Source organism: Pseudomonas sp. LBUM920 (assembly GCF_003852315.1).
In the GTDB taxonomy this organism is placed as follows: Bacteria; Pseudomonadota; Gammaproteobacteria; order Pseudomonadales; family Pseudomonadaceae; genus Aquipseudomonas.
The window spans coordinates 1464300-1486020 of record NZ_CP027762.1 but is presented as its reverse complement, the minus strand read 5'-3'; the positions used below and the strand labels follow the sequence as shown (position 1 = coordinate 1486020).

Genomic DNA, 21721 nt, shown 5'->3' with positions numbered 1-21721 from the left:
TGTTCACGCGCCATCAACGCAGCCCCTCAAGCCAGCCATCGAGACTACTGAAGGCATCACTGAAGGTGCGATCAAGCTGCAACGGGGTAATCGATACATAACCTTGCATCACCGCATGAAAGTCTGTGCCCGGGCCACCGTCCTCGGCGTCGCCGGCCGCCGCAATCCAATAACCTTCCTTGCCGCGCGGATCGACCACTTTCAGAGGCGCCGCCGCACGGGCGCGATGGCCCAGACGCGTCAGTTGGATGCCGCGAATATGGTCGAGGGGCAAATTAGGGATGTTGACGTTAAGTACTGTGCGCGGCGGCAGGTCCAGTGATCCGTGGGCCTCCACCAGCTTGCGGGCGAAATACGCCGCCGTCGCCAGGTTGTCCAACTGCCGCGAGGCAAAGGAAAAGGCGAACGAGGTGCGGCCCAGGAAACGCCCTTCAAGCGCCGCCGCCACCGTACCCGAATACAGCACGTCATCGCCCAGGTTGGCGCCCAGGTTGATACCCGACACCACCAGGTCCGGCTCCTGCTCCAACAAGCTGTTGATCGCCAGGTGCACGCAATCGGTGGGGGTACCGTTCACGCTGATAAAGCCATTGGCCAGAACCTGCGGGTGCAACGGACGGTCGAGCGTCAGCGAACTGCTGGCGCCGCTCTTGTCCTGGTCCGGGGCAACCACCACACACTCGGCGTAGTCTTCCAGCGCAGCATAAAGCGCGGCAAGGCCGGGTGCGGTGGCACCGTCATCGTTTGATATCAGAATACGCATGGGCTGTCCGTCTGCCCCACCGGCACCAGATCAACAAGCTCGCGCACCAAGACAGTGGCGAAGCATCCGGCCGGCAGGACGAATTCCAGTTGCAGAATGTCCAGCGAGGGATAATGCCACGTCAACCCGCCAATGGGCAGTCGCAGAATGCGACGCTCCTGGCTCATGCCGGCATTGACCAGCCAATCGCGCAGGTCGGCTTCACCGTCGGCGATTGCCTGTTCCAGCGCGAAGGTCGCCCCCGACGCCGGCGAATTGCCTTCGCCCCACTGCGGCCCTGTCGGGTGCAGGTCCAGAATCGCCAGGCGCGGGTCGCTGCATTCAGCCTCCCCCGCCGGGAAAAAACTGCGGCTGTCAGTAAACGCCAACAAATCGCCGACCTGGGCGCGCTGCCAGGACCCGTCTGCCACACGTGCTGCCAGGACTTTATTGAAGAGAAAACTACGCGCGGTAGACAGCAGCCGCGAGCGCACATTGCGCTGCTCCGGCAGGGCCTTGCGGGCCGCCCATTCACGCGCGTCCGCCACGTTGCCGCCGTTGTGGCCGAAGCGCTGGGCACCGAAGTAATTGGGGATACCGTGCTGGGCAATCTGCTGCAAACGCGCGTCGATGGCGGCGGTGTCGCCAGCCAATTGGGTCAGGCGCAGGGTAAAGCCGTTGGCCGAATGCGCACCCCGCTGCAGCTTGCGTTTATGACGGACGATCTTGAGGATTTTAAGGGTGTCGTTCTGCGCACCGCTCATGTCCGGATCGGCCTTGCCCGGCAGTTGCACGCTGAACCACTGGCGCGTCAACGCCTGGCGATCCTTGAGCCCGGCATAGCTGACGGTGCGCAGCGGCACGCCGGCGGCCTTCGCAATGCGCCGCGCGGCTTCTTCGGTATTCAAACCGCGCTTTTCGACCCACAGCCACAGGTGCTCGCCGTCGCCGGTCAGCGGAATATCCAGCACTTCGTCTACCTGGAAATCTTCAGCCGTCGCTTTTAATACGGCGCTGCCCAAAGCCTCGCCGTAGGCCCGCGGGCCCAACAGTTGCAAGTCATTCATGCGCGCAGCAACAAGGCAACGGAGTGCACCGCGATGCCCTCTTCACGTCCGGTAAACCCGAGTTTTTCGGTGGTGGTGGCTTTCACGTTGACTTGATCCAATTCAATTTGCAGATCCGCGGCAATCAGTGCGCGCATCGATTCGATATGCGGGGCCATTTTCGGCGCCTGGGCGACGATGGTGTTGTCGACATTCCCGACCTTCCAGCCCTTGGCGTGGATCAGGCCAACCACATGGCGCAGCAAGACGCGGCTGTCCGCACCCTTGAAGGTTGGGTCGGTGTCTGGAAAGTGCTTGCCGATATCGCCCAACGCCGCTGCGCCGAGCAGGGCATCGCTCAAGGCGTGCAATACAACGTCGCCGTCGGAATGAGCGAGCAACCCATGGTGGTGTGCAATGCGCACGCCGCCCAAGGTGATGAAATCGCCTTCAGCGAAACGGTGCACATCGTAGCCGTGGCCAATACGCATAAAAAAACGCCCCGATTTAATTCAGGGCGTGATTCTACCTACTTTTGCCTCACATTAACCGAGCAAAGCACGCCCATGATGTCGCAAATGATCTTCGATGAAGCTGGCGATAAAGAAGTAGCTGTGGTCGTAGCCGGGTTGCAGGCGCAGTTCGAGCGGATGGTTGGCCGCCTTGGCCGCTTGCTGCAGGGCTTCGGGCTTGAGCTGCACGGCGAGGAAATCGTCGCGGTCGCCCTGATCCACCAGCAATGGCAGCTTTTGCGTGGCCTCGCTGATCAGCGCGCAGGCGTCCCATTCACGCCATTTAGAGCGTTCATCACCCAAATAACGCGAGAAGGCCTTCTGGCCCCATGGGCAATCCATCGGGTTATTGATCGGCGAAAATGCCGACACTGATTGGTAGCGCCCAGGGTTGCGCAAGGCACACACCAACGCACCGTGGCCGCCCATGGAGTGGCCGCTGATGCCGCGCTCTGCCGATGCAGGGAAATGCGCTTCAACCAACGCAGGCAATTCCTGCACCACGTAGTCATGCATCCGATAGTGCTTGGCCCAAGGTTCCTGCGTGGCATTCAGGTAGAAGCCGGCCCCCAGGCCAAAATCCCAGGCGTTGTCAGGGTCGCCCGGCACACCGGGCCCACGCGGGCTGGTGTCCGGAGCAACGATGATCAACCCCAGCTCGGCGGCCACACGCTGAGCACCAGCCTTTTGCATGAAGTTTTCGTCGGTGCAGGTCAAGCCGGACAGCCAGTACACCACCGGCAGTTTGCCGCCCTGCTCCGCCTGTGGCGGCAGGTAGACGGCAAAGGTCATGTCGCACCCGAGCACGTGGGAGCTGTGTTTGTAGCGTTTATGCCAGCCGCCAAAACTCTTTTGGCAGGAGATATTTTCCAGGGTCATGGGAATGCTCCCAGCGGCGAGCGGCAAACTTTAGGCTGCAGGCAGACATACACCTTTTTGCAGCCTAGAGCGTGCAACTTGCAGCTGCTTTAAAAGTGAATGACGGTACGAATGCTCTTACCTTCATGCATCAGGTCAAACGCTTTGTTGATGTCTTCCAGACCCATGGTGTGGGTGATAAAGGTGTCCAGCGGGATTTCGCCGGACTGGGCCATTTCCACGTAGCTTGGCAATTCGGAACGGCCACGCACGCCGCCAAATGCCGAACCGCGCCAGACGCGCCCGGTCACCAGCTGGAATGGGCGGGTGGCGATTTCCTGGCCAGCACCGGCTACACCAATGATCACCGACTCGCCCCAACCCTTGTGGCAGCACTCCAGGGCCGCGCGCATCAGTTGCACGTTGCCGATGCACTCGAAGGAAAAGTCCACGCCGCCATCGGTCAAGTCGACGATCACGTCCTGGATGGGGCGGTCGTAGTCTTTCGGGTTGATGCAGTCGGTGGCGCCCAATTGCTTGGCGATTTCAAACTTGGCCGGGTTGATGTCGATGGCAATGATGCGACCGGCCTTGGCTTTCACCGCGCCGATGATGGCCGACAGGCCAATGCCGCCGAGGCCGAAGATAGCCACGGTATCGCCCGGCTTGACCTTGGCAGTGTTGATCACCGCGCCGATGCCGGTGGTAACGCCGCAGCCGAGCAGGCAGACCTTTTCCAACGGCGCTTCTTTAGGGATTTTTGCCACGGAAATTTCCGGCAGCACGGTGTACTCGGAGAACGTCGAGGTACCCATGTAGTGGAAAATCGGCTGGCCCTTGTAGGAGAAACGTGTGGTGCCATCCGGCATCAGGCCTTTGCCCTGCGTGGACCGAATGGCCTGGCACAGGTTGGTCTTGCCCGACAGGCAGAATTTGCACTTGCCGCATTCCGGCGTGTACAGCGGGATCACGTGGTCGCCGACGGCCACCGAAGTCACGCCCTCGCCGATTGCTTCAACCACCGCGCCACCTTCATGGCCGAGGATCGACGGAAAGATCCCTTCCGGGTCGGCGCCCGACAAGGTGTACGCGTCGGTATGGCACACGCCGGACGCGACCACCCGCAGCAGCACCTCGCCGGCCTTGGGCATGGCGACATCGACTTCGACGATCTCTAGGGGCTTCTTCGCTTCGAAGGCTACAGCGGCGCGGGACTTGATCATCCGGGTTTCTCCAGGAAATTAAAAACTGAAGCGCTGAGTGTAAAACATGGCCCAGTGATTAATAATCCGAGCGAAAGCAAAACTTTATTGCTGTACAGGGATAATCAACATGCTGGAAAACCGCTGGGAAGGCATCGACGAGTTTGTTGCGGTGGCTGAGTGCAGCCAATTCACAGCGGCGGCCGAGCGACTTGGCGTGTCGTCATCGCACATCAGCCGGCAGGTGGCGCGCCTGGAAGAACGGCTGCAAACCCGGTTGCTCTATCGCAGCACGCGCAAGGTCACGCTGACCGAAGCCGGCCAGACCTTCCTGCAACACTGCCAACGCTTGCAGGACGGTCGCGAAGAAGCATTGCGCGCCGTCGGCGACCTCGCCAGCGAACCCAAGGGCATGTTGCGCATGACCTGCGCGGTGGCTTACGGCGAGCGTTTTATTGTGCCACTGGTCACACGATTCATGGGGCTCTACCCGCAATTGCGCGTGGATATCGAGTTGAGCAATCGCCAGCTGGACCTGGTGCATGAAGGCCTCGACCTGGCGATCCGCCTGGGCCGCCTGCAAGACTCGCGCATGGTCGCCAGTCGCCTGGCCCCGCGGCGCATGTACCTGTGCGCATCACCTTCCTACCTGGCGCGGTATGGTCGGCCACACAGTCTGTCGGAATTAAGTCGGCATAACTGCCTGATCGGCAGCTCGGATATTTGGCAACTGGCCCAGGATGGGCGCGAATTTTCCCAACGGGTGCAGGGAAACTGGCGCTGCAACAGTGGGCAGGCGGTGCTGGATGCGGCGTTGCAAGGGGTCGGGCTGTGCCAGTTGCCGGACTATTACGTGCTGGAGCATCTGCATACGGGCGCGCTGGTGTCGTTACTGGAGGCGCATCAGCCACCGAACACGGCGGTGTGGGCGTTGTATCCACAGCAGCGGCATTTATCGCCGAAGGTCAGAAAGCTGGTGGATTTCTTGAAGGAGGGGTTGGCCGAGCGGCCGGAGTACAGCGAGTGATTTGGGGCGCCTGCCTGGGTCTCATCGCGGGCTAGCCCGGCTCCCACTGGGAGTCGCATTTCAACCGTGGGAGCTGGCTTGCCTGCGATGAAGTCAACGCGGTTTAACTGACTACCTGCGGTTCGCCCACCGCAGCCGCAACCACTCCAGGTCTTCGGGCCGGGTCACCTTGATATTGTCCGAACGCCCTTCAATCAGGCGCGGCGCCTGGCCGGACCATTCCATCGCCGAGGCTTCGTCGGTGATGACGGCGTCAGCCACCAAGCTATCAGCCAACGCTCGATGCAATGCACCGAGGCGAAACATCTGCGGCGTGTAGGCTTGCCAGATCAGGCTGCGGTCGACGGTTTCAACCACACGTGCGTGCTTGTCGACGCGCTTGAGCGTGTCGCGAGCGGGCACGGCCAGCAGCCCGCCGACAGGATCATCCGACAGTTCCAACAACAGGTTATCGAGGTCATCACGGCTGAGGTTAGGCCGCGCGGCGTCATGCACCAGCACCCAATCATCATCGCTGGCACCCAGCGCATTGAGTTGCAGCAACGCATTGAGTACCGAACCCGAGCGCTCGTCACCGCCGTCCGCACGCACGATGCGTGGGTCATTGGCGCAAGGCAGGTTCGGCCAATAAGGATCATCGACAGCCAAACTGACTACCAGCCCCTTGAGCCCTGGATGGTCGAGAAAACAGCCGAGGCTGTGTTCGAGAATTGTGCGCCCGCCCAATTGCAAGTATTGCTTGGGGCGGTCCGCAGCCATACGGGCACCAACGCCCGCGGCAGGAATCACGGCCCAGAACGCCGGTAAAACGCTACTCATTGGGCCAGCTGATAGAGGGTTTCGCCCTCTTTCACCATGCCCAGCTCATGACGAGCCCGTTCTTCAACGGTCTCCGTACCTTTTTTCAGCTCAAGCACTTCAGCATCGAGGACACGATTGCGCTCCAGCAGACGTTCGTTCTCGGCGTGCTGGTCGGCAATTTGCTGGGTCAACTCTTTCACCTGCGCAAAGCTGCCATTACCCACCCATAGGCGGTACTGCAGGCCAGCCAGCAACAAGAGCAAGACGAGGAACAACCAATTGGGACTGCGCATCGAAATCCGGGTATCCAGTAAAAAAAGACAGCCATGCAAAACTTTTGAAGCAACTGATAGCACGAAGCCTGGATGAACCAGGCTTGTGCTTGTTAGCCATGAGATTAGCGTCGAAATTCACGCTGTCGTGATTTTTCCGACGTAATCCGCAGACCTTTTACCATTTAACAATCAGCCGCGAAACTCGCTGCGACCGTTGTACTTGGCTTTACCTGCCAATTGCTCTTCGATACGCAGCAATTGGTTGTACTTGGAAACGCGGTCGGAACGGCACAGGGAACCGGTCTTGATCTGCCCAGCCGAGGTGCCCACGGCCAGGTCGGCAATGGTCGAGTCTTCGGTTTCGCCGGAGCGGTGGGAGATCACGGCGGTGTAGCCCGCAGCCTTGGCCATCTGGATGGCTTCCAGGGTTTCGGTCAGGGTGCCGATCTGGTTGAACTTGATCAGGATCGAGTTGGCAATCTTCTTGTCGATGCCTTCTTTCAGGATCTTGGTGTTGGTCACGAACAGGTCGTCGCCGACCAGTTGGATTTTTTCGCCGATCTTGTCGGTGAGGACTTTCCAGCCAGCCCAGTCGGACTCGTCCAGGCCGTCTTCGATGGAGATGATCGGGTAGCGTTCGGTCAAGCCTTTGAGGTAGTCGGCAAAACCTTCGGAGGTGAACACGTGGCCTTCGCCGGACAGGTTGTATTTACCGTCCTCGTAGAACTCGCTGGCCGCGCAGTCCAGGGCCAGGGTCACGTCGGTGCCCAGTTTGTAGCCCGCATTGGCCACGGCTTCGGAGATCACTTTCAGTGCATCTTCGTTGGACGCCAGGTTCGGCGCGAAACCACCTTCGTCACCCACGGCAGTGCTCAGGCCACGGGCCTTCAGGACAGCTTTGAGGTGGTGGAAAATCTCGGTACCCATGCGCAGGCCTTCGGAGAAGGTCTTGGCGCCAACCGGCTGCACCATGAATTCCTGGATGTCGACGTTGTTATCAGCGTGCTCGCCACCGTTGATGATGTTCATCATCGGCACCGGCATCGAGTAAACACCCGGGGTGCCGTTCAGGTTGGCGATGTGTGCGTACAGCGGCAAGTCCTGGTCCTGTGCGGCAGCCTTGGCAGCGGCCAGGGACACGGCGAGGATGGCGTTGGCGCCCAGGCTGCCTTTGTTTTCGGTGCCGTCGAGCTTGATCATCGCGTGGTCCAGGGCTTTCTGGTCCAGCGGGTCCTTGCCCAGCAACAGGTCACGGATCGGGCCGTTGATGTTGGCTACAGCCTTGAGTACACCCTTGCCCAGGTAACGGCTCTTGTCGCCATCACGCAGTTCCAGTGCTTCGCGGGAACCTGTGGAAGCACCGGACGGCGCGCAGGCGCTGCCGATGATGCCGTTATCGAGGAGCACGTCGGCTTCGACGGTAGGGTTGCCACGGGAGTCGAGAACTTCACGACCTTTGATGTCGACGATTTTTGCCATTGTTGTAAACACTCCAAAGTTGACGAAAACGACGCAGCTGAAGGAAATCTTTTGACCGACCGCAAGGGTGGAACAACGGGGCAGGCTTGCAGGCGACAAGGCTCAGGCCCGCAGGCCTGAGCGTAAAGCGAGGGAAAGTCTACCGGAGAAATGGCGCTTACGCGGTCTCTACCGTCGGAAAACTCTTGACCAGTTCGTCCAACTGCTTGAGCTGGGCCAGGAATGGCTCCAGCTTGTCCAGGCGCAGGGCGCATGGGCCGTCGCATTTGGCGTTGTCCGGGTCCGGATGGGCTTCCAGGAACAGGCCCGCCAGCGACTGGCTGATGCCCGCCTTGGCCAGGTCTAGCACCTGGGCACGGCGCCCACCGGCGGAATCGGCGCGACCACCAGGCATTTGCAGCGCGTGGGTCACGTCGAAGAACACCGGGTATTCGAACTGTTTCATGATGCCGAAACCGAGCATGTCCACCACGAGGTTGTTGTAGCCGAAGCTCGAACCACGCTCGCAGAGGATCAACTGGTCGTTACCCGCTTCCACGCACTTGTTCAGGATGTGTTTCATTTCCTGGGGCGCGAGAAACTGGGCTTTCTTGATATTGATCACAGCGCCGGTCTTGGCCATGGCGACCACGAGGTCGGTCTGGCGCGACAGGAAGGCCGGCAACTGGATGATGTCGCACACCTCGGCGACCACGGCAGCCTGCTCAGGCTCGTGGACGTCGGTGATGATCGGCACGCCGAAGGCTTGCTTGATGTCCTGGAAGATCCGCATGCCTTCTTCAAGGCCCGGGCCGCGGTAGGAGGTCACGGACGAACGGTTGGCCTTGTCGAAGCTGGCCTTGAACACGTAAGGGATACCGAGTTTCTCGGTCACCTTCACGTACTCTTCACAGACCTGCATCGCCATGTCGCGGCTTTCCAGCACGTTCATGCCGCCGAACAGCACCATGGGCTTGTCGTTGGCAATCTCGATATCGCCTACGCGAATGATCTTCTGGGCCATCAGGTTCACGCCTTCTTCTGATGTTGCGTCAGTGCTGCTTTAACGAAACCGCTGAACAACGGGTGACCGTCGCGCGGGGTCGAGGTGAACTCAGGGTGGAACTGGCAGGCCACGAACCACGGATGATCCGGCGCCTCGACCACTTCAACCAACTTGCCATCGCCAGAGCGACCGGAGATTTTCAGGCCGGCTTCTTTGATCTGCGGCAGCAGGTTGTTGTTCACTTCGTAGCGGTGGCGGTGACGCTCGACGATCACGTCCTTGCCATAGCAATCGTGAACCAGCGAGCCCGGCTCCAGCAGGCAGTCTTGCGCGCCAAGGCGCATGGTGCCGCCCAGGTCGGAGCTTTCGGTACGGGTTTCAACGGCGCCGGTCGCATCTTCCCACTCGGTGATCAGGCCCACGACCGGGTGGCCGCTGGTGTGATCGAACTCGGTGGAGTTGGCGTCTTTCCAGCCCAGCACGTTACGGGCGAACTCGATAACGGCCACTTGCATGCCCAGGCAGATACCCAGGTACGGCACTTTGTTTTCACGAGCGTACTGAACCGCAGTGATTTTGCCTTCCACGCCACGCAGGCCGAAACCGCCCGGTACGAGAATCGCATCAACACCTTCGAGCAAGGCAGTGCCCTGGTTCTCGATGTCTTCGGAATCGATGTAGCGCAGGTTGACCTTGGTACGGTTGCTGATACCGGCGTGGCTCATCGCTTCGATCAGCGACTTGTACGCGTCCAGCAGCTCCATGTACTTGCCGACCATGGCGATGGTGACTTCATGCTCAGGGTTGAGCTTGGCATCCACCACAGCTTCCCACTCGGACAGGTCCGCGCCGTTGCACTGCAGGCCGAAACGCTCGACCACAAAATCATCCAGGCCTTGGGAGTGCAGGATGCCCGGGATCTTGTAGATGGTGTCGGCGTCTTCCAGGGCAATCACCGCACGCTCTTCAACGTTGGTGAACTGCGCAATCTTGCGACGCGAGGAAATGTCGATCGGGTGATCGGAGCGGCATACCAGCACGTCCGGCTGCAGGCCGATGGAACGCAGTTCCTTGACCGAGTGCTGGGTAGGCTTGGTTTTGGTTTCGCCGGCGGTGGCGATGTACGGCACCAGCGTCAGGTGCATCAGCATCGCGCGCTTGGCGCCGACTTCGAAACGCAGCTGGCGGATGGCTTCGAGGAACGGCTGGGATTCGATGTCACCCACGGTGCCACCGATCTCGACCATCGCCACGTCGGCATCGCCTGCACCCTTGATGATGCGACGCTTGATTTCGTCGGTGATGTGCGGGATCACCTGGATGGTTGCACCCAGGTAGTCACCACGGCGCTCCTTGCGCAGCACATGCTCGTAGACACGGCCAGTGGTGAAGTTGTTGTTCTGGGTCATGGTCGTGCGGATGAACCGCTCGTAGTGGCCCAGGTCCAGGTCGGTCTCGGCGCCGTCGTGCGTGACGAACACTTCACCGTGCTGGAACGGGCTCATGGTGCCCGGGTCAACGTTGATGTACGGGTCCAGCTTGAGCATGGTGACCTTAAGTCCCCGCGCCTCCAGGATGGCCGCCAATGAAGCGGAGGCAATGCCTTTCCCCAATGAAGAAACAACACCGCCCGTGACGAATATGTAGCGCGTCATGAAAAACCCTAGAAGTCTGCGTTAAAGCGGTCCGAGCCGCCGGGGAAAGCGAAGGAAGGCCGAAGCCCCCGATCACCTGCATTAATCACAGTGCACCTTTCAAAAAAACCGCCGCGTTGTGACAGACCAGCAATGAAACACCGGTACGTTGATCGCTACACATTTTTTGGAATCGCCCAGCAAAGACTGCTTGGTAATCGGCAACTGCTGCGATTCAGTCGAATCCACAGAAGTTGTATCAAGAAGGGAGCGTAGTCTACCGGAAAGGCTCTATCAGCTCAAACCTTGATCGCAAGTCTGTGGCATCCAATCCAATTGTCCATCACCCGGCAGCCTGGCCCACAGCCCTGCAAGGCTTGGGACAGCCAGCAATTGCTCACCCTGATAGACCAGCGGCAATCTGCCACGGACAAAGCCCGGCAGCCCGCATTCATTAAGCAAGCGCTTCAAGTCGCGCCGGCCTCGAGCGGGCACTTCGATGATTTCGCCGCCCTGACGGTAACGCACCTCAAGCGGACCTTGGGGAGCCTCACCGATAAAGTTCAGCTGGCCATTGCCGGGTAACGCGAGTGGGTTTTGCGGATGCGGCCAACTGACCACGGCGTCGGAAAACTCCAACCATGTTGCGGGCAGCCACCAGATGCGCTCGCCGCAACGATGCAACTGGCCGTCGGCCAGGCGCCACAGCGGTTGTGCGTCAGCCTTGGCGTCGCGCAGGGCCTGCCAGCTGGCCCAGTGGTCGCTGTCGGGTAAACGGGTCAGAGGCGCCAGCCAGTGGCGCAAGGCATTACGTTGGCGGGCGTCAGAAAGTTCGCGCAGTGGAGCCATAACCAACGAGGGCAGAGGCAACCAGGAAAATGGCGAAGGCTGATCGGCAGCTTGCAAGTCCATCCTCGCCAACTCGTCGAGCAGGCCCTGGGCTTCACTCAGGTGTTCGGCGGTGCGCGCCAGGCTGGAAACGGCTTGAGGCCATCGCTGCGTCAATACGGGAAGCACACGATGGCGCAAGTAATTGCGCGAGAAACGTGGGTCGGCGTTCGAAGGGTCTTCGATCCACGTCAACTGTTGCTCGTGGGCGTAGGCTTCCAATTCAGCACGCGAGGCCTCCAGCAACGGCCGCACCACGTGGCCCCTTGCCAGTGGGCGATGCACAGGCATAGCCGCCAGCCCGCGTACCCCTGCACCGCGCATCAGCCGAAACAACAGGGTTTCAGCCTGATCGTCGCGATGCTGCCCGGTGAGCAACACCTCCCCCGCGCCAGTGGCCTCGGTAAACGCCTGATAACGCGCGTCACGCGCCGCACGCTCAAGGCTGGCGCCCGGCTGCACTTGCACGCGCATTACCCGCAAGGGCACGCCCACGGCGTCACACACCGCCTGGCAATGGCTCGGCCAGGCGTCAGCAGCAGCTTGCAAGCCATGGTGGACGTGGACAGCACTGAGCGGCGGGAGGGTTTCGGTGGTTGCCAGAGTGGCCAACAGGTGCAGCAGGACGGTGGAGTCCAGACCACCCGAGAATGCGATGTGCCAGGCCGGGGCATTGCGCCAGGGCGCCAGATTTTGCAGAAGGTTGGCGGGTAGAGCCGGCTTCATAACACAGTACCGCCATCAATCTGGAATGCGATAACCCAGCATACACAAAGCAAATGTGGGAGCGGGCTTGTGTGGGAGCCGGGCTCGCCCACGATGCAGGCAACTCGGGTTATCTGTTACACCGAGTCGATGCTATCGCAGGCAAGCCAGATCCCACACAAGCCCGCTCCCACAGCGGTACTGCATTGTCTGCAGCGTTTGATCAGAGACCGTAGCTCATCAAACGCTCGTAACGACGGGCCAGCAACGCCTCATTATCGAACTTCTTGAGCATCGCCAATTGCGAACCCAGCTCGGCGCGCAGGGTAGCAGCAGCGGCAGCCGGGTCACGGTGGGCGCCGCCCAATGGCTCGGCGATCACTTTGTCCACGATGCCCAGGCCTTTCAGGCGATCAGCGGTGATACCCATGGCTTCAGCAGCGTCCGGTGCCTTTTCGGCGGTTTTCCACAGAATCGAAGCGCAACCTTCCGGCGAAATTACCGCGTAGGTCGAATATTGCAGCATGTTCAGCTGGTCGCACACGCCAATGGCCAGCGCCCCGCCGGAACCACCCTCACCAATCACGGTGGCGATGATCGGGGTTTTCAGGCGCGCCATGACACGCAGGTTCCAGGCGATTGCTTCGCTCTGGTTACGCTCTTCGGCGTCGATGCCCGGGTAAGCGCCCGGCGTGTCGATGAAGGTCAGGATCGGCATCTTGAAGCGCTCGGCCATTTCCATCAGGCGGCACGCCTTGCGGTAGCCTTCGGGGCGCGGCATGCCGAAGTTGCGGCGGACTTTTTCACGCACTTCGCGGCCTTTCTGGTGACCGATCACCATCACCGGCTGGTCGTCCAGGCGAGCGATACCGCCCACGATGGCCGCGTCGTCGGAGAAGTGGCGGTCGCCGTGCAGTTCGTCGAACTCGGTGAAGATGTGCTGAATGTAATCCAGGGTGTACGGACGGCGCGGGTGGCGTGCCAGGCGCGCGATCTGCCAGCTGGTCAGCTTGCCGAAGATGTCCTCGGTGAGCGTGCTGCTCTTGTCTTGCAGGCGAGCGATCTCATCGCCGATATTCAGCGAATTGTCATTGCCGACCAGGCGCAATTCTTCAATCTTGGCTTGCAGGTCAGCGATCGGCTGTTCGAAATCAAGAAAATTCGGGTTCATAAGCGTCCGTCTTGGGTCGACGGCCAAGGAGTGCCTGGCCAGCCGGTTGTCTATTCGCGCCCTACCTTAAGGGAGAGGCGCGTTTAGGTCGAGATTAAATGTTCAGTCGAGATCAGACATATCTGACCGTCAACGGTATTGGAGGAAGACGTTGTCTCGCCCGAACTGGTCACGCAAAGCTTGAATCAAGCCATCGGCGGGATCAATTCGCCACGTCTCACCAAACTGCAACATCGCCTTGGCGTCATTGCCGGTGTATTCCATGGTCACCGGACATGCGCCACGGTGGCGCTTGAGCAGGTCACCCAACCAGCGTAGCTGATCGCCTTTAAGGGCTTCGGTCTTGACCTTCAAGCGCAGGCTTTCGGCGAGGTTGGTGCGCGCATCTTCCATACTCATCACCCGCTTGATCCGCAGGCGCAGGCCGCCGGAGAAGTCGTCGTTGCTGACCTCACCTTCAACGACCACCATGGCATCGGTCTGCAGCAACGACTGCGCGGAGTGGAAAGCGTCGGCAAACAGCGACGCTTCGATCCGGCCCGAGCGGTCGTCGAGGGTGATAAAGCCCATCTTGTCGCCCTTCTTATTTTTCATCACTCGCAGAGCGATGATCATGCCGGCGACCGTCTGAGTGTCGCGCGCCGGTTTCAGGTCGATGATGCGCTGACGAGCGAAACGGCGGATTTCGCCTTCGTATTCGTCAATCGGGTGACCGGTGAGGTACAGGCCCAGGGTGTCTTTTTCGCCCTTGAGTCGTTCCTTGAGGGTCAACTCCTTGGCCTTGCGGTGGTTGGCGTAAACGTCCGCGTCCTCTTCGACGAACAAGCCGCCAAACAGGTCGGCGTGGCCGCTGTCGTGGGTGCGGGCGGTCTGTTCGGCCGCCTTGATCGCTTCTTCCATGGCGGTCAGCAGCACCGCACGGTTGCGGTCGATATTGGCCTGATAAGCCTTGGGCTCATCATGGAAATACGGGCCAAGGCGATCGAGCGCGCCGCTGCGGATCAAGCCGTCGAGGGTGCGTTTGTTGATGCGCTTGAGGTCAACCCGCGCGCAGAAGTCGAACAAGTCCTTGAACGGCCCGTCCTGGCGCGCTTCAGTGATGGCTTCGACCGGGCCTTCGCCCACGCCTTTGATCGCGCCCAGGCCATAGATGATGCGGCCTTCGTCGTTCACCGTGAACTTGAACTCGGAGGCGTTCACGTCCGGCGCGTCGAGGCGCAGCTTCATGGTGCGCACTTCCTCGATCAAGGTCACGACCTTGTCGGTGTTGTGCATATCCGCCGAAAGTACCGCGGCCATGAACGGCGCCGGGTAATGGGCTTTCAGCCAGGCAGTCTGGTACGACACCAGGCCGTAGGCGGCGGAGTGAGACTTGTTGAAGCCATAACCGGCGAACTTTTCTACCAGGTCGAAGATGTTACCGGCGAGGTCGGCGTCGATATTGTTGGTGGCACACCCCTCAATGAAACCGCCGCGCTGCTTGGCCATTTCTTCGGGCTTTTTCTTACCCATGGCGCGACGCAGCATGTCCGCGCCGCCGAGGGTGTAGCCGGCCATCACCTGGGCAATCTGCATCACCTGTTCTTGATACAGGATGATGCCGTAGGTTGGCGCCAGTACCGGCTTGAGGCCTTCGTACTGATAATCCGAATGCGGGTACGCCAGCTCGGCGCGGCCGTGCTTACGGTTGATGAAGTCATCCACCATGCCCGACTGCAGCGGGCCGGGACGGAACAGTGCCACCAGTGCGATCAAGTCTTCCAGGCAGTCGGGCTTGAGCTTTTTGATCAGCTCTTTCATGCCGCGCGACTCAAGCTGGAACACCGCCGTGGTTTCGGCTTTTTGCAGCAAGGTGTAAGTCGGTTTGTCGTCCAGCGGGATAAAGGCGATATCCAGCGGCGCTTCGTTGACCTTGGCGCGGTCACGGTTGATCGTCTTCAGCGCCCAGTCGATGATCGTCAGGGTCCGCAGACCCAGGAAGTCGAACTTCACCAGGCCGGCGGCTTCAACGTCGTCCTTGTCGAACTGGGTTACCAGGCCGTCGCCTTCTTCATCGCAATAGATCGGCGAAAAGTCGGTCAACTTGGTCGGCGCGATCACCACACCACCGGCGTGTTTACCGACGTTACGCACCACACCTTCGAGCTTGCGCGCCATGTCCCAGATTTCGGCGGCCTCTTCATCGACCTTGATGAAGTCGCGCAGGATTTCTTCCTGCTCGTAGGCTTTTTCCAGGGTCATGCCGACTTCGAACGGGATCATCTTCGACAGGCGGTCCGCCAGGCCGTAGGACTTGCCCTGCACCCGCGCCACGTCACGGATTACAGCCTTGGCCGCCATGGAACCGAAGGTGATGATCTGGCTTACCGCATTGCGGCCGTATTTCTCGGCCACGTACTCGATCACGCGGTCGCGGCCATCCATGCAGAAGTCGACGTCGAAGTCGGGCATGGAGACCCGTTCCGGGTTCAGGAACCGCTCGAACAGCAGGTCATATTCCAGCGGGTCAAGGTCGGTAATCTTCTGAACGTAAGCCACCAGCGAACCGGCACCTGATCCACGGCCAGGACCTACCGGTACGCCGTTGTTCTTGGCCCACTGGATAAAGTCCATCACGATCAGGAAGTAACCGGGGAATCCCATCTGGATGATGATATCCAGCTCGAAATTCAGTCGGTCAACGTAGACCTGGCGCTTGGCCTCGTAGTCCTCGGTGGTGTCCTTGGGCAGCAGCACGCTGAGGCGCTCTTCAAGGCCATCGAAGGACACTTTGCGGAAATACTCATCGATGGTCATGCCATCAGGAATCGGGAAGTTGGGCAGGAAGTGCTTGCCCAGCTTCACTTCGATATTGCAGCGCTTGGCGATCTCGACGGAGTTTTCCAGGGCCTCGGGCAGGTCGCTGAACAGCTCGGCCATCTCGTCGGCGCTTTTGAGGTACTGCTCTTCGCTGTAGTTCTTGGAACGACGCGGGTCGTCCAGAGCCCGGCCTTCGCCGATGCACACGCGGGTTTCGTGGGCTTCGAAATCTTCCTTCTTGATAAAGCGCACATCGTTGGTCGCGACCAGCGGCGCGCCCAGCTTGTCGGCCAGGGCCACGGCGGCGTGCAGATGCTCTTCATCATTGGGGCGATTGGTGCGCTGAACTTCCAGGTAGAAACGGTCGGGGAAGACCTGCATCCACTCGCGCGCCAGTACTTCGGCTTCCTGCGGGTTGCCGCCGAGCAACGCGATGCCGATCTCACCCTCTTTGGCAGCCGAGAGCATGATCACGCCCTCGCTCGCCTCGGCCACCCACTCGCGTTCGATGATGATCGAACCGTTGCGCTGGCCGTCGATAAAGCCACGGGAAATCAATTCGGTGAGGTTGCGATAACCGACGCCGTTCATCGCCAACAGGCTGATGCGGCTCAGGGGGTTATCCGGGTCTTTGTTGGACAGCCACAGGTCGGCGCCGCAAATCGGCTTGATTCCGGCGCCCATGGCGTTTTTGTAGAACTTGACCAGAGAACACATGTTGTTCTGATCGGTCACCGCTACCGCAGGCATGTTCATGCCCACCAGGGTTTTGACCAGCGGTTTGATCCGTACCAGGCCGTCGACCAGGGAGTATTCAGTGTGCAGGCGCAGGTGAACGAATGAAGCCGGCATAGTGATCCTGTTCTAATACGTGGAGACAACAAGGCCCGGATTGTACCGGGCCTTGAGCAAAACATCAGCCTCGCGACTAAACCTCGATGAGGCTCTCGCGCAGCTCGTAAGCCTGGCGGACCGGGGCGAACGAGCGGCGATGGATCGGCGTGGGGCCGAGGCGAGCGAGGGCTTCCAGATGAACGGGCGTCGGATAGCCTTTATGGCCAGCCATGCCGTAGCCGGGGTAGATCAACTCAAACGCGGCCATCTCACGGTCACGGCTGACTTTGGCCAGGATCGAGGCGGCAGCGATGGCCGGAACCTTGCTGTCACCCTTGACCACCGCTTCGGCAGGCATCGCCAGTTTCGGGCAACGGTTACCGTCGATCATCGCCATTTTGGGCGTGATATGCAGGCCTTCCACTGCGCGCTGCATGGCCAGCATGGTCGCGTGAAGGATGTTCAGCTCGTCGATTTCTTCGACTTCAGCCCGGGCAATATGCCAGCTCAGAGCTTTTTCACAGATCTCGTCGTAAAGCTTTTCGCGACGCGCTTCGGTGAGTTTTTTCGAGTCGTTGAGGCCCAGGATCGGGCGGTTCGGATCGAGAATCACCGCCGCCGTGACGACGGCGCCACACAGCGGGCCGCGCCCTACTTCGTCAACCCCGGCGACCAGCTCGTGCACTTGCGCGACCAGGCTGAAGTCCAGGCCCATTTGCGTCGTCATAGGGCTTCCTGTTTGTGGCCAATCAAGGTCAGCACGGCGTCTGCAGCCTGGTTCGACGCATCACGGCGCAAGGTCCGGTGGATGTCGTCGAAACCGCGGGTCTGTTCTTCGCCGCCGTCGATCAAGGGTAGCAGCGTTTGCGCCAGAGCCTGGGGCGTTGCATCGTCCTGCAACAACTCCGGGACCAGCAGACGCTGGGCCAACAGGTTGGGCAAGGAGATGTAAGGACTTTTGACCATGCGCTTGAGAATCCAGAACGTCAGCGGCGCGAGGCGATAGGCCACGACCATCGGACGCTTGTACAACAACGCTTCCAGGGTGGCGGTGCCTGAGGCGATCAGTACCGCATCACATGCCGCCAGGGCCAGGTGCGACTGACCGTCCAGCAAGGTCACCGGCAGCGTGCGCCCTTCCAGCAGCGTTTCAATTTGTGCACGACGTTGCGGGCTGGCACATGGCAACACAAAACGAATGCCGGGCTTCAACGCCTGCAGACGTTCGGCGGCGTCAAAAAACAGCGCCCCCAGGCGACCGACTTCACCGCCGCGACTGCCCGGCATCAACGCTACCAGCGGGCCGTCGGGCAGACCCAGCTCGGCACGCGCAGCCGCGCGATCAGCTTGCAACGGAATGGTATCGGCCAGGGTGTGCCCGACAAATCGCACCGGCACGCCCTTCTCTTCGTAGAACCTGGCTTCGAACGGCAGCAGTGTCAGCATCAAATCGCAGCCTTCACGGATCTTGAGCACGCGCTTCTGCCGCCACGCCCATACCGAAGGGCTGACGTAGTGCACGGTCTTAATCCCGGCCTGACGCAACTTGAGCTCGATATTGAGGGTGAAGTCCGGCGCATCGATTCCGATAAAGACGTCAGGCTTTTCTTCAATCAAGGTCTGAATCAGCAGCTTGCGGCGAGCCAGTAGCTCGCGCAGACGGCCCAGCACTTCCACCAGACCCATGACGGAAAGACGCTCCATGGGAAAGTAGGACGTCAGCCCTTCGGCCTGCATGAGCGGGCCGCCCACACCGATAAATTCCACCGCGGGATGCTGGGCCTTGAGGGCCCGCATCAAGCCTGCGCCGAGAATATCGCCGGAAGCTTCTCCGGCCACCAACGCGATACGCAGATTAGCCATGATCAGCGGGTGATGCCGCGAGTCGATGCCTGGATAGAGTCACGGAACACCGCGACTTCCGGGTACAACGCTGCCGGCTCGGTCAGTTCGGTCAAGGCTTGGTCAACCGTCAGACCCTGACGGTAAACCACTTTATAGGCGCGGCGCAGGGCGTGAATCGCATCTTCACTGAAACCGCGACGGCGCATGCCTTCGAAGTTCATGCTGCGCGCTTCAGCCGGGTTGCCGAATACCGTGACGAAGGCCGGAACGTCCTTGCCGATCGCAGTGCCCATGCCGGAAAAGCTGTGGGCGCCAATATGGCAATACTGATGCACCAGGGTAAAGCCAGACAGAATCGCCCAGTCATCAACATGCACATGGCCCGCCAACGCAGTGTTGTTGACCAGAATGCAATGGTTGCCGATGACGCTGTCGTGGCCGATGTGGGCATAGGCCATGATCAGGTTGTGATCCCCCAGAGTGGTCTCGGCACGATCCTGCACGGTACCGCGGTGAATCGTCACGCCTTCACGGATGATGTTGTGATCACCGATTACCAGGCGTGTTTCCTCACCCTTGTACTTCATGTCCGGGGTGTCTTCGCCTACCGAGGAAAACTGGTAGATACGATTGTGTTTGCCAATGCGGGTCGGCCCCTTAAGGATCACGTGTGGCCCGATGACAGTCCCCTCGCCGATTTCAACACCTGCGCCGACGATCGACCATGGGCCGACCTCAACGTCGGCGGCCAGAACGGCCGACGGATCGATGATTGCGCGAGGGTCAATCAAACTCATAGTTTGCGTTCCGCGCAGATGATCTCAGCAGAGCACACCGGCTTGCCGTCCACCGAAGCCTGGCATTCGAACTTCCAGATCTGGCGCTTGCAGCTGATGAACTTGGCTTCCAGGATCAACTGGTCACCCGGTGTGACCGGGTTGCGAAAACGCAGCTTGTCGGAGCCCACGAAATAATACAGCGTGCCATCGGCAGGCTTGAGGTCGAGCATTTTGAAACCAAGGATACCGGCAGCCTGGGCCATCGCTTCGATGATCAATACGCCCGGCATGATTGGATGCGCGGGGAAGTGGCCATTGAAGAACGGTTCGTTGATGCTGACATTCTTGTAGGCACGAATGCGCTTTTCCTCGATGTTGAGGTCCACTACACGGTCCACCAGCAGGAACGGGTAACGGTGAGGCAGGTATTCGCGAATCTCGTTGATGTCCATCATTTCGGGGGGAAGCCTGTAATAAAGATTGGGGGCGGGCGGACAAAACGCACGCCCCGCTAGCAAATCAAGGAGGCAGTCTAGCGGCTGTGCACACTTGATATGGAAATGGTATCAGCCTTCTGATGAAGCATTACCGCCAGGGGTCACGTCCCCAACACGCTTTTCCAGCTGTTTGAGGCGTCGAGCCATGTCGTCGATCTGCCGCAAACGTGCTGCACTCTTGCGCCATTCAGCCGCGGGCTGCATGGCGGTACCGGAAGAATAGGCACCAGGCTCGGTGATCGAGTGCGTCACCATGGTCATGCCGGTAATGTAGACGTTGTCGCAAATCTCGATGTGCCCCACCAACCCGACGCCACCAGCGAGCATGCAATGCTTGCCGATTTTGGTGCTGCCGGAAATCCCCACGCACGCGGCCATGGCGGTGTGATCGCCAATCTGTACGTTGTGGGCAATCTGGATCTGGTTGTCGAGCTTCACACCGTTACCGATGACGGTATCCGCCAAGGCGCCACGGTCCACTGCGGTATTGACGCCGATTTCCACGTCGTCGCCGATCAGCACACCGCCCACCTGGGCAATCTTGTGCCAGATGCCTTTGGATTCGGCAAAGCCGAAGCCTTCACCCCCGATCACGGCGCCCGACTGAATGACCACACGTTCACCGATACGCACGTCGTGGTACAGGGTGACACGCGGAGCCAGCCAGCCATCGGCACCGATCTCGCAGCGTGCGCCGATAAAGCAATGCGCACCCACTGTGACGCCGGCGGCAATGCGCGCGCCGCTCTCGATCACGGCAAACGCACCAATGCTTGCCGCAGGGTCAACCCAGGCATCATCAGCAATGACCGCAGACGGATGAATACCGCCAGCAGCCGTTGGCTTTGGATCGAACAGGTGCGAGGCCCGGGCATAAGCCAGGTAAGGATCGGCCACCACCAGCGCATCCCCGGCAAACCCTTCGGCATCAGCGGCCTTCAGCAACACGGCTGCGGCTTGGCTGTCGACCAGGTATTTACGGTATTTGGGACTTGAGAGGAAGCTCAACTGAGCTGGGCCAGCCCCCTGCAAGGTGGCTAGCCCAGTGATTTCTTTCTCCGGGGAGCCGCGCAAGGTGGCCCCCAGGAACTCGGCCAACTCGCCGAGTTTGATAGTCGCGGTCATGGCTTACTTCAGCTGGTTCATGCGCTCGATCACCTGGCGGGTGATGTCGTATTGAGGCTTGACGTCGATCACGGCGCCGCGTTCGAACACCAGGTCAAAGGCACCTTTCTTGATGACTTCTTCCACAGCGCTGTCGAGTTTCGGCTTGAGCTGCTTGAGCATTTCACGGTCGGCAACGGCTTTGGCTTCGTTCAGCTCCTTGGACTGGAACTGGTAGTCACGGGCCTTTTGCTTGAATTCAAGCTCCAGGCGCTCACGCTCGCCTTGCTGCATTTTGTCGCCACCGGCTACCAGACGATCCTGGATGCCTTTGGCACTGCTCTCCAGCGTTTTCAGCTTGGTCAGTTGCGGACCGAATTTTTTCTCGGCATCCACTGCGTAACGCTTGGCCGCGTCGGACTCCAGCAGAGCCATCTGATAGTTCAGGACGGCGATTTTCATTTCGGCGAAGGCCGGGGTGGTCACCAGCACGGTGGCCAGCAGAACCAATTGAGTCAACTTGCGCACGATGTACTCC

Annotated in this window: 20 protein-coding genes; 1 reads left to right on the top strand and 19 read right to left on the bottom strand. The window is 60.1% G+C overall.

All coding sequences use genetic code 11. The features are described from left to right. Positions 1-13: 13 nt before the first annotated feature. From surE to C4J83_RS06685, 5 genes are all read right to left on the bottom strand, one after another. On the bottom strand, positions 14-763 hold the full coding sequence (surE, locus tag C4J83_RS06705) for a 5'/3'-nucleotidase SurE (RefSeq protein ID WP_119738771.1): 750 nt from the start codon (positions 761-763) through the stop codon (positions 14-16). Then, entirely contained in the window at positions 751-1809 is a 1059-nt protein-coding gene (gene truD, locus C4J83_RS06700) for a tRNA pseudouridine(13) synthase TruD (RefSeq protein WP_106577150.1), read from the bottom strand. The genes surE and truD overlap by 13 nt, the downstream gene beginning before the upstream one ends. Continuing rightward, on the bottom strand, positions 1806-2279 hold the full coding sequence (gene ispF / locus C4J83_RS06695) for a 2-C-methyl-D-erythritol 2,4-cyclodiphosphate synthase (RefSeq protein WP_012722614.1): 474 nt from the start codon (positions 2277-2279) through the stop codon (positions 1806-1808). Before ispF ends, truD begins: the two co-directional genes overlap by 4 nt. A gap of 54 nt (positions 2280-2333) precedes the next feature. Next, the gene (fghA, locus tag C4J83_RS06690; RefSeq protein WP_124416619.1) at positions 2334-3179 is read right to left on the bottom strand and encodes an S-formylglutathione hydrolase; all 846 of its coding nucleotides are present in this window, start codon (positions 3177-3179) and stop codon (positions 2334-2336) included. 89 nt (positions 3180-3268) lie between these two features. After that, positions 3269-4381, bottom strand: a complete 1113-nt coding sequence (locus C4J83_RS06685) for an S-(hydroxymethyl)glutathione dehydrogenase/class III alcohol dehydrogenase (protein ID WP_119738769.1) — start codon at positions 4379-4381, stop codon at positions 3269-3271. A gap of 109 nt (positions 4382-4490) precedes the next feature. Here C4J83_RS06685 and C4J83_RS06680 point away from each other — a divergent pair, with 109 nt between their 5' ends. Then, positions 4491-5387 carry a LysR substrate-binding domain-containing protein gene (locus C4J83_RS06680; RefSeq protein WP_106577154.1) on the top strand — a complete coding sequence of 299 codons (897 nt, stop codon included), beginning with the start codon at positions 4491-4493 and terminating at the stop codon, positions 5385-5387. A 111-nt stretch (positions 5388-5498) separates the two neighbouring features. Here the strand turns inward: C4J83_RS06680 and ispD are convergent, their stop codons facing one another. From ispD to C4J83_RS06610, 14 genes are all read right to left on the bottom strand, one after another. Then, positions 5499-6206 (bottom strand): 2-C-methyl-D-erythritol 4-phosphate cytidylyltransferase, encoded by a 708-nt coding sequence (ispD, locus tag C4J83_RS06675; protein WP_106577155.1) that lies wholly within the window; start codon positions 6204-6206, stop codon positions 5499-5501. Then, positions 6203-6481, bottom strand: coding sequence for a cell division protein FtsB (gene ftsB, locus C4J83_RS06670; RefSeq protein WP_017137157.1), 279 nt, complete (start codon positions 6479-6481; stop codon positions 6203-6205). Before ftsB ends, ispD begins: the two co-directional genes overlap by 4 nt. A 171-nt stretch (positions 6482-6652) precedes the next feature. Next, entirely contained in the window at positions 6653-7942 is a 1290-nt protein-coding gene (gene eno / locus C4J83_RS06665) for a phosphopyruvate hydratase (protein ID WP_106577156.1), read from the bottom strand. A 157-nt stretch (positions 7943-8099) separates the two neighbouring features. After that, a complete protein-coding gene (gene kdsA / locus C4J83_RS06660) occupies positions 8100-8945 on the bottom strand; it encodes a 3-deoxy-8-phosphooctulonate synthase (protein WP_010212442.1) in 846 nt (281 codons plus the stop codon). Positions 8946-8950: 5 nt separating this feature from the next. Continuing rightward, on the bottom strand, positions 8951-10582 hold the full coding sequence (pyrG, locus tag C4J83_RS06655) for a CTP synthase (protein ID WP_106577157.1): 1632 nt from the start codon (positions 10580-10582) through the stop codon (positions 8951-8953). A gap of 273 nt (positions 10583-10855) precedes the next feature. Beyond that, on the bottom strand, positions 10856-12175 hold the full coding sequence (gene tilS / locus C4J83_RS06650; RefSeq protein WP_124416618.1) for a tRNA lysidine(34) synthetase TilS: 1320 nt from the start codon (positions 12173-12175) through the stop codon (positions 10856-10858). A gap of 202 nt (positions 12176-12377) precedes the next feature. Next, complete coding sequence (locus tag C4J83_RS06645) at positions 12378-13325, bottom strand: acetyl-CoA carboxylase carboxyltransferase subunit alpha (protein ID WP_106577159.1); 948 nt, start codon at positions 13323-13325, stop codon at positions 12378-12380. 129 nt (positions 13326-13454) lie between these two features. After that, the gene (gene dnaE, locus C4J83_RS06640; protein ID WP_124416617.1) at positions 13455-16976 is read right to left on the bottom strand and encodes a DNA polymerase III subunit alpha; all 3522 of its coding nucleotides are present in this window, start codon (positions 16974-16976) and stop codon (positions 13455-13457) included. Positions 16977-17052: 76 nt separating this feature from the next. Beyond that, positions 17053-17685, bottom strand: a complete 633-nt coding sequence (gene rnhB / locus C4J83_RS06635) for a ribonuclease HII (protein WP_124416616.1) — start codon at positions 17683-17685, stop codon at positions 17053-17055. Further along, entirely contained in the window at positions 17682-18821 is a 1140-nt protein-coding gene (gene lpxB, locus C4J83_RS06630) for a lipid-A-disaccharide synthase (RefSeq protein WP_106577162.1), read from the bottom strand. Before lpxB ends, rnhB begins: the two co-directional genes overlap by 4 nt. Before the next feature lie 2 nt (positions 18822-18823). Continuing rightward, positions 18824-19600, bottom strand: coding sequence for an acyl-ACP--UDP-N-acetylglucosamine O-acyltransferase (lpxA, locus tag C4J83_RS06625; RefSeq protein WP_106577163.1), 777 nt, complete (start codon positions 19598-19600; stop codon positions 18824-18826). Continuing rightward, positions 19597-20037, bottom strand: coding sequence for a 3-hydroxyacyl-ACP dehydratase FabZ (gene fabZ, locus C4J83_RS06620; protein ID WP_016976866.1), 441 nt, complete (start codon positions 20035-20037; stop codon positions 19597-19599). Before fabZ ends, lpxA begins: the two co-directional genes overlap by 4 nt. A 111-nt stretch (positions 20038-20148) precedes the next feature. Next, positions 20149-21204: a UDP-3-O-(3-hydroxymyristoyl)glucosamine N-acyltransferase gene (gene lpxD, locus C4J83_RS06615; RefSeq protein WP_119738758.1), complete on the bottom strand. Its 1056-nt coding sequence runs from the start codon at positions 21202-21204 to the stop codon at positions 20149-20151. 3 nt (positions 21205-21207) lie between these two features. Next, a complete protein-coding gene (locus tag C4J83_RS06610; RefSeq protein ID WP_003189173.1) occupies positions 21208-21711 on the bottom strand; it encodes an OmpH/Skp family outer membrane protein in 504 nt (167 codons plus the stop codon). Positions 21712-21721 lie beyond the last annotated feature (10 nt).